The organism is Mariprofundus erugo (genome assembly GCF_005818865.1).
Taxonomy (GTDB): domain Bacteria; phylum Pseudomonadota; class Zetaproteobacteria; order Mariprofundales; family Mariprofundaceae; genus Mariprofundus; species Mariprofundus erugo.
In genome coordinates, this window is sequence record NZ_VBRY01000001.1 from 70626 (window position 1) to 84360 (window position 13735).

The window sequence follows — 13735 nt, forward strand, 5'->3', positions numbered from 1 at the left end:
TCGCAGTGCATCTGTCCAGAAGGCGGTGGTCGCTTTTACTGTTGAAACAGCGATTTGCACCGTAGTAAAAGTGGGTGTTTCGGGCAGTGTTGCAGCCTCTCCGGGCTTAGTTGCGGAAGAGCTGGCGGCGGTACCAGGCAAGCTCGCTGATTGATTCGCGGATATCCGCCAGTGCCAGGTGTGCCTCCTGCTTTTGCGGGGCCTTCTGATCCGGATACCAGCGTCTTGCCAGCTCCTTGACCGTGCTGACATCGATATTGCGGTAGTGCATCCATGCTTCGAGCTCGGGCATATAGGAAACCAGAAAGCGCCGGTCCTGATGAATCGAATTGCCACACAAGGGGGAGGTGCGGCGGGGTACATAGCTGCGAATGAAATCGAGCGTCTGCTGTTCGGCTTCCGCCAGCGAGATGGTGGAGGCCCGGACTTTGGCGGTCAGCCCGGAAGCCCCGTGATGGGTGGTATTCCATTCATCCATCGCCGCCAGTACTTCATCCGATTGATGCACAACAATATTCGGCCCTTCGGCAACAATATTCAGATGGCTGTCGGTAATTATGGTGGCAATTTCGATGATGGTATCGCGTTCCGGATCAAGGCCGGTCATCTCCAGGTCCATCCAGACCAGGTTATTATGATCGATTGTATGGCTCATGCAGGTAATCTACACGGTTTTAAGGCCGATGACATGGGTCAGATGGCGGGTTTCTGCGCAGATCCCGGACGAAAAGTGTACGGGGGCCTGCTGCCATGCGCGGCGGACCGGGTAGTGGCGGCGATAACCGGAGAATGCATTGGGCAGCTCATCATCGGTCAGGTCCAGCCATGATTTCATGGTGGCGTGGTCATCGGCCAGCGGATAAAGGGCTGTTGCCGCCGTATGCAGCGTAAACCATGGCTCGCCGGAGGGAATGATGACTTTGATGTTCTGTGCTTCCGGGAGATCGTGGGCCATCTGCCAGGTGGGCTCAATGTTCAGAAAGCGGCACAGGGCGAGATAGGCAAAGGCGGTGTTGGCGGCCTTGCCATCCAGTGAGTGACCGGCGATATGCGGGGTGGCAATGACCATACCCGGATGCGCCAGCAGTGCTTGCATGGGGGTGGGTTCATACTCCCAGCAGTCGAGTGCAGCAAAGCGGGTGCTATCACCATCGAGCCAGTGGAGCAGCGCCTGATTGTCGATACAACTGCCGCGAGCAGCATTGATGATTCCTCTGCCGTTGAATTGCTCCAGCTCGGTTTTGCCTATGAGGTGGTGTGTGCAATCCTGCCCGTGGCGGATCAATGGCGTATGCAGGGTGATCAAATCAGCCTGCTCCAGCAGCTCATTGAGCTCATAAAAGGAGTGATTGCCCTCTGCACGTTGCCGTGGCGGATCATTGACCATCACCTTCATGCCGAGTTTCTGGCACAGGCTGGCAAGCCTCGCGCCGATGCGTCCGGCACCGATGATGCCGATGGTCGTGTCGGGAATGGAAATCATGTTCTGCACATGCAGCTCAAGCAGCAGGGTGGTCATATATTCGATAACGGAGCCTGTGGATGAGCCGGCGGCATTGGCCCAGCCGATGCCCTGCTGATCAAGCCAGTGCTTGTCATAGTGGTCGTCGCCAATTGTGGCGGTAGCGGCAAAGCGGACGCGGCTGCCATCAAGCAAGGCTGCATCAACACGGGTGGATGAGCGGGTCAGAAGAATGTCTGCGTCCATCAGCAGCTGCCGGTTGATGGCCCTGCTTTCAACACAGCAAAGCTCAACCTCATAACCGGGCAGTCGGGAGAAAGCGTTCTCTACGCCCCAGATATGGGCATCGGCAACAATTTTCAGGTGAGGGGATGTCATCGGGGCAGGGAGTAAATGCGCCGGATCAGACGGGTGGTCGAATAGCCCTCGATAAACGGCATCACCACCACCTTGCCACCGGCTGCCAGTACCACCTCAGCGCCGACAATATTGGCCGGTTCATAATCGCCCCCCTTGACCAGAATGTCCGGTTTCAGTGCCGAGATCAGTTTAAGTGGCGTGTCTTCGGAAAAGGGGACGACGAGATCCACGCTGCGCAGTGCAGCAAGCATGATGGCACGATCGGCAAGCGGATTGACCGGGCGGCTTTCGCCTTTCAGGCGGCGGATGGAGTCATCGTCATTAAGCCCGACAATCAGTACATCACCAAGGGCGCGAGCCCGCGAAAGGTAATCGATATGACCCGGATGCAGCAGGTCGAAGCAGCCGTTGGTGAAGACAATACGACGTCCATCCGCTTGCCAGCGGTCAACTATCAGCCGTGCCCCGGCAGGATCGCAGGCTGAGTTCATGAGCCGCTGGACTGCATCAGGTCGACCACGGCTGTGACACCATCAACCGAGCGGGCGATTTCCTTGGCGCGTACCCGTTCGACGTTCTGTTTTACCACGCCCTTCAGGTAAACCTTGCCGTTGACGGTATCGACATGGATGCCAAGTCCGGAAACGACCTTGTCATTGAGCAGGCGGGTCTTCACCTGGGTGGTAATCCAGCTGTCGGACAGCAGTCCCTTGATTTTCGGTGCACCGACTTCAAGTTTTGAATCCACCGAGCGTACGCCTTCGATCGATTTTGTAATGAAGACAGCACGGTCGATCTGGCTGCTGGTCGGCAGTGAGCCGGTCAGGGTCACATCGCCATTGATGACATCAATGCTGATCCAGCGTGAAGGCATATCCTTTTCCGCGATCAGTCGGGCATCGATTTTTGAGGTAAGAGCCACATCATCGAACTGCTGACCGAGTGTGCGCTTGTCGTGCACGACCTTTGCGGTTGTCGTGGCTGTGCCAACGATGGCTGTTGCAAGGCAGCCGGAGAGTGAGGCGCTGATCAGGGTTAGCGCAATCATCAGACGGAAGGTGGTCATGGGAACTCCGGTATTAAAGAATTTCATCGCCCAGGGCCTCAACGACCGAGGCAAAAAGGAGAGGCAGGATAATTTCATCGGGGCCGGACAGCCAGTAACCGTGTCCATCCGGGTGCGAAAGACGGCTGACCACATTGGTGATAGCAGAGGTGGATGCTGCCGGATCAATGACGGCGGTGGTCAGGCGGTTGATATGGCTGCCGACATTGCGTGCGGCATCCACGGCCTGCAGTAATACGCGCGGCATCATGACGCCGGAGGCGGCATTGATCAGTACCCCTTCGTTACAGGCGGTCATCATGGCAGCAAGCAGTTTGAAATCCTGCATGCCGGCGGCTCCCAGTGATTCACCATGGGCCATCGGATGAATGCAGAAAGCATCCGCACCGATAGCCGGGTGGACGGAAACCGGCACGCCGAACCTGAATGCTGTGGCTACAATCGAGTGGTCCAGATGGGAAAGTTCTGATTCCAGCAGGTGTTTACCAACGCTCTGACCAATGCCGAGATTTTCTGTGCTGCCGAAGTTGATGGCATCATTGATCAGGTGGCCGGTCTCTTCGGTGAAGCAGTAGCGGCCGTGATTGAGTTCATGCTCTGCTGCACTGATGGTGCGCCCGGTCATGGCGATTTCGACGTCCTGCTCCAGGGCTGCACCGGTCAGGGCAATGCCGGTGACCAGCTTCTGCTCGATCAGCCGGCAGATCAGCGGCCCCAGGCCGGAGTCAAGTACATGTCCGCCGCAGGCAAGAATGATCGCATGCTTGTGACGGAAGGCGGTGATGATGGCATCGCGCAGGCGGAACAGGTCCCTGGCACAGCCGAGATTCGGCAGGCTGCAGAGGAAGTTTTCCAGCCCGCTGCCGGCCTTGTAGGGCGCGCCGAAATCCTTGCCATCGCTGTCAATGCCACGACTGGCCAGCGGTACGGTTGTAAGTGAATCCAGTGAAAGCGGAGTGATACTCATGACTTGTCTCCATACAGAGTTTTATCCACCAGCGAGCATAGGATATGCAGGCAGGTGATGTGCATCTCCTGAATACGCGGTGTCGATGAATGGGCAATATTAATCTGAACTGCGATCTCTTCCATGGCGCCAAGTTTGCCCCCCTCCTTGCCGGTCATGGTAATGGTTTTCATACCGATGCTGCTGGCCGCTTTGGCGGCCTCAATGATGTTTTCCGAGTTGCCGCTGGTGGAGATGGCGAGCAGTAAATCGCCAGGACGGCCGAGCGCCTCAACCTGACGGGAAAAAATACGCGAAAATGCGAAGTCGTTGGCAATACTGGTGATGACGGAGGCATCATGGGTCATGGCGACGGCAGCAAGAGCCGGTCGGTCTGTTTCAAAGCGGTTGACCAGTTCGGCAGCAAAATGCTGGGCATCGGCTGCTGATCCGCCATTGCCGCAGGCGAGTATTTTGCCGCCCCCCTGCAGGCACTCGACCATCAGTGCGGCAGCGCGGAGCAGTGGTTCACTGAGCACATCCATGCACTGCCGGCGCAATTCAATGCCGTCATTGAGTGCCTGGTTGATGATGGAGCGCCCTGTCATGGAATCCAAACTCACCTGATAATATCCTCCATATGTTCAATGTGCGGCCCCAGCCAGGCAGGCAAGCCGAGTCTAGGGGTGATGATGATTAAATCAAAGCGGCATTGCATGGATGCATAGTTGTCATGGCCTCCGAGCCATGCCAGTGCCGCCGAGCGGATCCTGCTGCATTTATCTTCATCCACGGCCAGCAGTGCCGACTCCCTGTCCTGGTGAGCCTTGACCTCGACAAAGATCACCAGGTCCTCTTTTCGGCAGATGATATCCAGCTCACCGCGCGCCAGTCGTATGTTGCGAGCCAGAATATGATAGCCGTGCCTTTTCAGATAGTTGCAGGCCTGCGACTCTCCGATCTGGCCACTGCGGGTGCTCATCGCTGTTATTCGCTGTTGCTGCTCATCAGTGCATAGGCTCTGGAGCGGGGGATGCCCAGTGTTTTTGCCACTGCTTTTGCCCGTGCCGAGGGGGGGAGGGCCAGCATGGCCTCGCTGTTCAGGCAGGCGAGGATCTGTGCATCATCCAGGGCTACAGTGATTTCACTCGCAGCCGCGATCATCAGCACAATTTCACCGCGTGGCTCGTGAGCGGTGAAGTGTTCGACCAGACCGGCTGCTGTGCCGGAAACAAACTCCTCATGCAGCTTGGTTAACTCACGGGCAACGACCAGCTCACGCTCCGGATCCAGCAATGATTGCAGCTGTTGCAGGGTTTCGAGCAGACGGCGAGGGGACTCAAGCAGTACCGTGGTTTCATCGCTGCCGGTAATGCGACTGATTGCCTCGGCTCTGGCCGTGCCGCTGCGGGGCAGGAAACCGGCGAAACGGAAGTGATCTGTCGCCAGACCTGCTGCACACAGGCCGGTCATAACGCTGCTGGCGCCGGGGATCGGGGTGACCGGGATGCCTGCCTGGCGCAGCTGGCGAACCAGCCGGTAGCCCGGGTCGGAAATCAGCGGTGTGCCCGCATCGGAGATCAGGGCGATTGATTCGCCCTGCTCAAGACGGGCCTGCACCCGGTCGATCATGGCGGCTTCGTTATGTTCATGCAGGGCGATCATCGGTGTGTCGATGCCATAGTGGCGCAACAGCTTCAGGCTGGTGCGGGTATCCTCTGCGGCAATGACATCGACGCTTTTAAGTGTTTCGACAGCGCGAAATGTGATGTCGGAAAGGTTGCCGATGGGCGTTGCCACGACGAATAGTTGGCCAATGGCGTGTGGATGATTAGGTTGCGATTCCATGCTCTGGAAACCATATCCGACCAACCGATTCTCTGCAATGCCGGCAATGTTGATGGCGGCTGCGACCGCCCTGATTCTGCTTGCCGGCTGTGAACCGAAAACCGCTCCGACTGCCTCTGCCGTGCAGAAACCGCTCAAGCAGGAGGCTGCGACGACGCCGGGGATGCCTCAGGCGCCGGAGAGTGCGGCTGAAATTCGCGCGCTGATGGAGCAGGCCGCTGCAGGTGAAGATATCAATGCTATCCTGGCCCGTCTTGATACGATGATCGTATCGGCACCACCGTTGTTGCGTGAAGAGGCACAGTTTCGCAAGGCCGAGCTGATGCTCGGGCACGGAGTTGAGGGGGGGGATGCAGCCGTCGCCGAGGCGCTGGTTCTCTACCCTCAGCATGCACTGGCACCCTATGCCTATTTCTGGCGGGCCAACTGGTGGCTGACCCAGCAGGAGCCTGATCGTGCGCTGGAGGATATGCGAACAGCACTCCTGCATCCTCGCCTGACCCGTGAACTGGCCGACCAGATTTTTGAGCTGGGGCCGGCATATGCCCGTGTTGCCTCGGAACCGGAGGCGGTACGCTGGTTGTTGGCGGCTGCGCATATTGATCAGGCCAGCCGCGATACCTGGTTGCGTATGGCAGCGCGTCGCAGCTCGCTGGAAACAGTGGAGCAAACCTTTGCCGATACCAGTGTTGATCGTGAGCTGTTGCCTGCATTTGCACTCTATAGCGGTCAGTCGCGCCTGATGACCGGCGATATGGCCTCGGTGGGGCGCATCGCCCAGTTGCTTGCGGCAAGCCAGCCATCAGCACCGCAACTCAGGCAGTTGCAGGCATGGGCCAGTGGTGAGATGCGGGCGGCCACCATCGGTGTGATGCTGCCGCTGACCGGGCAGTATGCCCGTTATGGTCAGGAGGCGCTGCAGGGGATTCGTATCGCGCTGGCCAGCCTTGAGTCCGATGCCTATATCACGCTGCGCATTGAGGACACCGGTTCCGACAGCGCGCATGCCATTGAAGCCTACCGTCAACTCAGCAATGAGTCAGTGAATATGATTATCGGGCCGCTGGTGGCAGATGCGGCCGAAGCGATTATTCCCTATCTTCGACCGGATATTCCCCTGATCAGTCTGACCGGTCATACCGAGCTTGCTCATCGCTCTCCGGCACTGTTCATTCATACCCTGTCGCCGCTGGCCCAGCTTTCGGCGATGGCCAATTATGCCTGGCAGCATGATGCCCGCCGTCTGGTGATTATCAGTGATGATGGTGAGGATCAGGCTGAAGCTGAGATGGTGAAAGCCTCCTTTGAGGCGCTTGGCGGTGAGGTGGTGCAGACCGTGCAGCTGGAAAAAGGGACGCTGGATTATCGCGATCGCCTGCGTCAGCTGCACTATGATACCGATGATGAGGAGCTGCTGGCCTCACTCGATGAGGATCTGAGTGTATTTCTCCCGCCCATGGATATCGAAATCAATATGCCGGTCAACTTTGATGCCATCTATCTGGCGCTGAAGGGAAGGCAGGTTGCGCTGCTTGCCGGTCAGCTGGCCTATGCCGATATATCCGGTATTCCGCTTTATGGCAGCAGCCAGTGGCAGGATGGACATTTGCTGGATGATCGCGGTCGCTACCTCTCCCGTGCCCGTTTTGTGGGTACCGGCAGCAAGACGGCTGATGAAAATGATGACCCTGCCCTGCAACGTGTGCGCTTTATTCTGCGCGAAGCCTGGGGCAGTGATCATGCCTCCGACCTGCTGTTGCTGGCCTACGACAGCATGCGTATCTCAACAATGCTGACCAGTCGGCTGGGGCTGAACGGGCAGGCGATTATTCGAGCCATGCATGATTCGGATGGCTTCCCGGCAGTGACCGGGCAGGTGCACTTCGATGATGCCGGTATCGGACAGAAACAGCTTGATATCTACACCATTCGTAACGGTGAAGTGGTACCGGCTGGCTGAGATGTGCAACCTTTCTTGCCGACGGTGCTGCAGCAGGGCAGGGGTGAGTCATGCGTGAATCCGATGCGGAGCAGATCAGATTACTGTGCGGTCATCATCGCTGCGGTTTTCTCTCCACCACAGGCGAGTTCGGCCCGGAGTCATCGATGGTTCCGTTCGCCATGGATGGCGGCGGGGTGCCGCTGTTGCATCTCTCGGGTATTGCCCGCCACAGCAGGAATCTGGCCGCCGATGCCCGGGCCGGTCTGATGATCTGCACTGCCGAGCAGGCGGGATCATCGGTACTGGCACTGCCGCGATTGAGTTTGCAGGGTGTGGTCGAGCCTGTGTCGGATGCCGCTCTTGCCGCTGGCCGGGCGGCTTATCTGCAACGTATGCCGGATGCCGCACCGTTGTTCGACTTTCCTGATTTCAGGCTTTACGCATTGCAATTACAGCGTGTCTACTGGATCGCCGGCTTTGGTTCAGCCCGCGAGCTTTCCCTGCAGGGGTGGCATCGTATGTGGTCGACCGGCTCCTGACCTCCCCCTGAACCATGCTGCGGACTCGTTCGCGCGTTGATCTGTCGGGGTTGCAGACAAGGCTTATGAGCGGTGCTTGACGCTGTTTTGTCGTTGCACTTTAATGGCAGGTATGTGCGACGTCAGGATGACATCCCTTACAGTAGCAGGGGCTGAATATGATCAGTGATGATCTGACCCATCCGGATTTTGAAGCGTCGCTTACGCTCGAACATTTGCACTCATTATTGCGCCTGACCAAGCAGCTGGAGCTGGCATATGATTATGCGGCCGTGCTCAGGGCGCTGGGTGATGAGATCCGGCAAGTGATCGGTTACCACACCACCTGGGTGTATCTGCTGGGTGATGAGCCCGATATGGCGTATCTGCTGACAGCTCAGGAGAGTGTCGGAATTTCCGAACAGATTCCCACGCTGGATATGTCGAGCGATGCATTTCTGCAGGAGATTGCGACGGCTGACCATGTCGTGATCGTTGAAGATGCACGTACCGATCCGCGCACCAATAAAGCAATCGTGGAAATGCTGGGGAATCGCAGCATTATCAATGTGCCGATTCATCTGGCCGGCAAAAAGATCGGACTGATCGGTACAGGATCGTTCGGTGATGAGGGCGTGATGCTTCCCTCGGCCGGCCAGATTAATTATCTCTCTGCCATGGCCAGCCATGCCGCCGTTGCGCTGGATCGGCTGCGTCTGTATCAGGAGCATCAGCTGGCGGAGCAGGCCAATATAGAGATGCAGAAGCAGGTGGCACATGTGCAGCGACTGGAATCTCTTGGCGTGCTGGCAGGTGGCATTGCCCACGACTTTAACAATATTCTGAGTGCCATTGTCGGCAATCTTGAGCTGGCCGAGCGGGTGCTGGGGAAGGAGGCTCCTGCGTCGTTGTTTCTCGGTCGCATCGGGGTTGCCAGCAGAAAGGCCATTGAATTGTGTGGCCAGATGCTTACCTATGCCGGTCATCGGGCCTCCAGGCCGGAGGAGATCGATCTTTCGCAGTTGTTATGTGATATGGCGTCATTGCTGGCGGTGAATATTGGTAAACAAGTGCATGTTGAGTACGAGCTGGACGAGAATCTGCCGAATATTCTGGGGGATGTGGTTCAGATTCAGCAGGTGATGATGAATCTGATCACCAATGCCAATGAGGCGATCGGAGATGAGAATGGTGTGATTACCATTCGTAGCGGCTGCCTGCATGCCGATCAGGATGATCTCGACCGGCTGGAGTACAGTCAAAATACGATTCCGGGTGACTATGTCTATTTTGAGGTGAGCGATAATGGCTGTGGCATGGATCAGGCGACCCGGGAACGGTTGTTTGATCCCTTTTTTACCACCAAGTTTACCGGACGCGGTCTCGGAATGAGTGCGGTGCTGGGGATTATTCAAAGTCATCTTGGCGCACTGACGCTGGAGAGTGTGCCCGGTGAGGGGACCACCTTTCGGGTGCTTTTCCCGGTCACCGAGGTACTACAGCAGGCTCCCGCTCTTTCCGGCAGTGAAGATTCGCCCTCGTGGGCGGCGGGACATACTGTGCTGGTCACAGATGATGATGAAGTTGTGCGCGAGATGACGGTCTCTGTACTTAACTATCTCGGTTTTCAGGGGGTGGCAGCTGAAAACGGGAAAGCAGCTCTCGATATCCTGGCGGGTGAGGATGGTGAGCGTATAAACCTGGTTTTGCTCGATGTGATGATGCCGGGGATGGATGGTGTGGATACATTCAGGGCTATCAGGAAAATCAGGGATATCCCGATTGTACTGGTTTCCGGATACAATACTTCCGATATGCTCGCCCGCTTTGATGGCTTGCAGCCGTCCGGCTTTATCCAGAAACCATTTGCGGCCAATGACCTTTATGTGGCGTTAACGGGGGTGTTGCAGCAGGACTGACAGGGTTTGCTGCAACGGTGATGAGCCGGGAAAAACAGGCGAAGCGGACGGTTTTAGCGCAGTCCGGACTGAACAATGCTGTACAGCGGTGATGGCTCGAGGGCCTGTGAATCAGTACCTTACGATGGGTGTGACGGGTCGGTTGTTTCGTGATAGATACGCAGTACCGGTGCTGCAATTTCCCGGCTCAGATCGGCAAGCAACAGGCTCATGGATTGAACGATCGCCTCATAGCCCTTGCCGCTGATCGGGCGGGTGAGCTCGGAGCTGCGGGTTTCGATGATATCACCATGTTCGTTGATGATGCGCCAGTTGGCGGCCAGATGTGCCTTGCCATCCGGCCAGGCCTCAAAGCTTGAAACTTCAATCTCGATATTCAGTCGGGGGGCTTGCTCGGCATCGACAGGAACCATGCCGATATTTGAGCTCTCAAAGGCGATGGCAAGGTTGTCAGCCATGACCTGCCGGGTGTTTTTATTGAGATTTCCACCCCAGCGTTCCGCCTCGGCAAGCAGTAACTGATGACTGCTGCTGCGGCTGACAATCTGGGGACGGTCCAGATAGGCTGGCATCATCAGACGGGCGATGGCGACGGTAAACAGCTTGCTTTTGATCTGGGCTGTTTCCGCATGCGTCATCGGGGTCAGCACATACAGATGTGAGGCTGTCGTTTTGCTTGTGGTACAGGCTGCGGCGGTCAGGCCGGCAAGCAGAACGATCAGGCCGGTTCGAATCGGGGTAGCGCGCATATTAATCTCCTGAAACGGGTTTTCCGACCAGCAGGGCGTTCGGATTTCGCTCAAGTATTTCAACCAGTGCGCGTATCGCGCGGGCGGTATCACTGAGCTCTTCACTCATTTGTGTGACCGGTGATCCCGATTTCAGCTGCAGATTGATCAACCGTAATGTTGTTTTTGCCTGTACAAGGATGCCACCCATATGTTCTGCCATTGGTTCGGCATGGCGGTCGACTGTCTGCAGGGTATGCTGTAGTGCCAGCAAGGAGCTCTTCAGCTCCGGTCCGTTGATCAGTTTGCTGCTGCCTTCCAGCGTCTGCTGCAGCGCTGAACCGATTTTCTCAATATCGACCCGTTCGAGTTTGCTCAGGATATTCTGGACGGATGATGCGATCTGATCCAGGCCGCCCGGAATGGTCGGGATTTCCGGGTAGGGGTAGTGGCTATCGGCATGCAGGCGTTCCGGTGTGCCGGGGAAGATATTCAGTTCGACGAATATTTTCCCGGTGAGCAGGCTGCCGGTGCGCAAGCGGGCACGCAGCCCTTTTTCGACCAGCTGTTTGAACAGGGCGCGGTGATCCAGGTTGGCATCCTGTCCGGGAGTCAGAAAACGTTCCGGCTCAATAGCCAGAATCACCGGGATGCGGAAGCTGGCGTTGTCGCTGTTGAACTCCAGCCGCAGATCCTCAACGATGCCCACCTTGATGCCGTTAAACTCCACCGGTGCGCCGGCCTGCAGGCCGCGTACCGAGCCGTCAAACAGGGCAATGATACGCTCCTTTTTGGCAAACAGGCTGTTTTCTGTGATCTCTGCCTTATTTCTGAACAGGGTGAAGACAAGGTTGCTGATCTCTTTCGGATGTGTATCCGGTGCATCCGGCGTGGTAAACGCGATGCCGCCCATCAGCAGGCTTTTGACCGATTCCAGATGCACATTGACGCCGTCCACACCGGTTGAGATATCGATGCCGCTGGTATTCCAGAAACGGGAATTGCTGTGCACAAAGTGATGGAATGGCTCCCTGATAAATGCGTGTATCAGTACCCCTTTGTTATCTTTGGCAAGCTCATAGCCCAGTACCTCACCGGCCTGAATACCCTGATAGTAGATGGGGGAGCCGGTATCGAGCGAGCCCAGCCGCTCACTTTTGAGTACCACCTCGATGCCCGCCTGCCCGGGACGAATGATGGGCGGGGTATCAAGGCCGGTGAAAGTCCTGCTGTATTTTCCTTCGCCCGGCGCCAGTTCGATATAGGCCCCCGAGACCAGTGTGTTCAGACCGGATATGCCGCCGATGCCAAGGCGAGGCTTGACCACCCAGAAGCGGCTGCCCTGATGTAGCAGCTGCTCGGTATCCTTGCGCAGTTTTGCAGTGACCAGGATATGGGTGAACCGGTCGCTGAACTCAACCTGTTGCACAACGCCGATATCGATGTCCCTGAACTTAACCCTGGTTTTACCTGCCTCGATGCCTTCGGCTGTTTTAAACGAGATGGTGATGACGGGGCCCTGTTCCATTTGTGTTTTGATCATCAGCCAGCCGCCGATGATGGCGGTGAGCAGCGGGATCAGCCATATCAGTGAAAAACCGGCCGACTTTTTAATGGTCGGGGTCGCAAACTGCCCGGATGGGGGGAGTTGGTCTTCGCTAGTCAATGTTGCTGACCTCCGCAGTCCCAGATCAGGCGAGGATCAAAGCTCCTGGCCGCAAAGATGGTTGTTACAACGACGCCGGCAAAAAAGAGTGCGCCGGCATTCGGCGTGATGGTTGATAATGCATCCAGCTTAACCAGTCCGGCCAACAGCGCAATCAGGAAGATGTCGACCATCGACCATGAGCCGACAAGCTCGGTATAGCGGTAGAGCAGAGCGCGATCGCGCAGGCGCCAGCGTGATTTTTTTTGTACCGAAAGTTGCAGAAAGGCGAGGATAAGAAGTTTGGCGACCGGAATGATGATGCTTGCCACCAGCACGATCATGCCCAGCGGCCACATGCCGCTTTCGATCAGGTGCATGATGCCGCCCGTAATGGTGCTCGACTCGCCCTTGCCAAAACGGATGACAGTCATGATCGGGTAGAGGTTCGCCGGTATCAGCAGCAGTGCTGCGGTTATAATCAGAGCCCAGGTTCTCTGCATGTGATCGGGTTTGCGCTGGTGCAGGGGGCTGTGGCAGCGGGGGCAACGCGGATGATCGATGTCATTGCTGTCAGGGGTCAGGAGTGAACAGGTATGACAGTGAATCCAGTTACGTGCGATAGCGGTGGGGCCTGTCGCTGTCGGCAGCGAAGAGGCCGATGTGGCGGGCCACAGCAGGCGGCTGTCGAAGCTGTTCCATGCGGCAGCAGTCAGCAGGACCAGTGCAATAAAGGCGTAGAAAGAGATGCCTGGAATGATATGGGCAAGATCGAGCAGTTTGGCGATGGCTATGAGTACGCTGAGCAGGAGCACATCCAGCATGCACCACGGGGCGATGGCCCGGATGATACGATACACCGTAGCCATGCCCGGAGGGTGAATGCCGAGCTTTAGCGGCAGTAGCAGATAAAGCTGGGCAAGGGTATTGAGCAGGGGGAACAACAGACTGGTCATCAGCACGAGCATGCCCAGAGCTCCCCAGTCCAGTTGCCACAGCGAGAGGACGCCGGAAACAAAGATGGTCTCTTCACTGCGTCCGGCAATTTCCATGGAGAGAAACGGGAAGGTGTTGGCGAGGATAAAACAGAACAGGGCCGCGAGGTTCAGGGCCAGCGTTCGATTCAGGTTGTTACCCCGGTTCTGCTGTAACAGGCTGCCGCAGCGGCTGCATAATGCCTTGCCTCCGGCCGGGATCCGTTCGATCTGATGCAGCAAATCACATTCGTGGCAGGCCATGATGGCATGCCCGGTGGTGGTCTGTTGATCAGCTGTGGTCATGCAACAGAAACCTCCTGCAGC

At 57.0% G+C, this 13735-nt stretch carries 14 protein-coding genes; 3 read left to right on the plus strand and 11 right to left on the minus strand.

Annotated features, from left to right (window positions below):
- Positions 1-106: 106 nt before the first annotated feature.
- Genes orn through rsmI form a run of 8 tightly spaced genes read right to left on the minus strand, consistent with a single transcriptional unit; the run spans position 107 to position 5682 of the window.
- Positions 107-655 carry an oligoribonuclease gene (gene orn / locus FEF65_RS00375; RefSeq protein WP_138237806.1) on the minus strand — a complete coding sequence of 183 codons (549 nt, stop codon included), beginning with the start codon at positions 653-655 and terminating at the stop codon, positions 107-109.
- Between the two features lie 9 nt (positions 656-664).
- Positions 665-1840, minus strand: a complete 1176-nt coding sequence (locus FEF65_RS00380; protein WP_138237807.1) for a 4-phosphoerythronate dehydrogenase — start codon at positions 1838-1840, stop codon at positions 665-667.
- Positions 1837-2313, minus strand: coding sequence for a D-glycero-beta-D-manno-heptose 1-phosphate adenylyltransferase (gene rfaE2, locus FEF65_RS00385; RefSeq protein ID WP_138237808.1), 477 nt, complete (start codon positions 2311-2313; stop codon positions 1837-1839). Before rfaE2 ends, FEF65_RS00380 begins: the two co-directional genes overlap by 4 nt.
- On the minus strand, positions 2310-2888 hold the full coding sequence (locus FEF65_RS00390) for a BON domain-containing protein (protein ID WP_138238077.1): 579 nt from the start codon (positions 2886-2888) through the stop codon (positions 2310-2312). The genes rfaE2 and FEF65_RS00390 overlap by 4 nt, the downstream gene beginning before the upstream one ends.
- 13 nt (positions 2889-2901) lie before the next feature.
- A complete protein-coding gene (locus FEF65_RS00395; protein WP_138237809.1) occupies positions 2902-3855 on the minus strand; it encodes a GSU2086 family protein in 954 nt (317 codons plus the stop codon).
- On the minus strand, positions 3852-4442 hold the full coding sequence (gmhA, locus tag FEF65_RS00400) for a D-sedoheptulose 7-phosphate isomerase (RefSeq protein WP_138238078.1): 591 nt from the start codon (positions 4440-4442) through the stop codon (positions 3852-3854). The genes FEF65_RS00395 and gmhA overlap by 4 nt, the downstream gene beginning before the upstream one ends.
- Before the next feature lie 11 nt (positions 4443-4453).
- On the minus strand, positions 4454-4816 hold the full coding sequence (locus tag FEF65_RS00405) for a YraN family protein (protein WP_138237810.1): 363 nt from the start codon (positions 4814-4816) through the stop codon (positions 4454-4456).
- A gap of 5 nt (positions 4817-4821) precedes the next feature.
- Positions 4822-5682 (minus strand): 16S rRNA (cytidine(1402)-2'-O)-methyltransferase, encoded by an 861-nt coding sequence (rsmI, locus tag FEF65_RS00410; protein ID WP_138237811.1) that lies wholly within the window; start codon positions 5680-5682, stop codon positions 4822-4824.
- Here rsmI and FEF65_RS00415 point away from each other — a divergent pair.
- The 3 genes from FEF65_RS00415 to FEF65_RS00425 all read left to right on the plus strand — a co-directional run bounded on the left by FEF65_RS00415 (position 5681) and on the right by FEF65_RS00425 (position 10061).
- Positions 5681-7642 carry a penicillin-binding protein activator gene (locus tag FEF65_RS00415; protein WP_138237812.1) on the plus strand — a complete coding sequence of 654 codons (1962 nt, stop codon included), beginning with the start codon at positions 5681-5683 and terminating at the stop codon, positions 7640-7642. The two genes, rsmI and FEF65_RS00415, sit on opposite strands and share 2 nt — an antisense overlap.
- 50 nt (positions 7643-7692) lie before the next feature.
- On the plus strand, positions 7693-8163 hold the full coding sequence (locus FEF65_RS00420; RefSeq protein WP_138237813.1) for a HugZ family pyridoxamine 5'-phosphate oxidase: 471 nt from the start codon (positions 7693-7695) through the stop codon (positions 8161-8163).
- 158 nt (positions 8164-8321) lie between these two features.
- Positions 8322-10061: a hybrid sensor histidine kinase/response regulator gene (locus FEF65_RS00425; protein WP_138237814.1), complete on the plus strand. Its 1740-nt coding sequence runs from the start codon at positions 8322-8324 to the stop codon at positions 10059-10061.
- A gap of 119 nt (positions 10062-10180) precedes the next feature.
- Here FEF65_RS00425 and FEF65_RS00430 read toward each other — a convergent pair whose 3' ends face one another.
- From FEF65_RS00430 to FEF65_RS00440, 3 genes are read right to left on the minus strand one after another with little or no spacing between them, the layout of a single operon-like run.
- A complete protein-coding gene (locus FEF65_RS00430; RefSeq protein WP_138237815.1) occupies positions 10181-10810 on the minus strand; it encodes a PqiC family protein in 630 nt (209 codons plus the stop codon).
- 1 nt (position 10811) lies between these two features.
- Positions 10812-12455 carry a PqiB family protein gene (locus FEF65_RS00435; protein ID WP_238701084.1) on the minus strand — a complete coding sequence of 548 codons (1644 nt, stop codon included), beginning with the start codon at positions 12453-12455 and terminating at the stop codon, positions 10812-10814.
- Positions 12452-13714, minus strand: a complete 1263-nt coding sequence (locus tag FEF65_RS00440; protein WP_138237816.1) for a paraquat-inducible protein A — start codon at positions 13712-13714, stop codon at positions 12452-12454. The genes FEF65_RS00435 and FEF65_RS00440 overlap by 4 nt, the downstream gene beginning before the upstream one ends.
- Positions 13715-13735 lie beyond the last annotated feature (21 nt).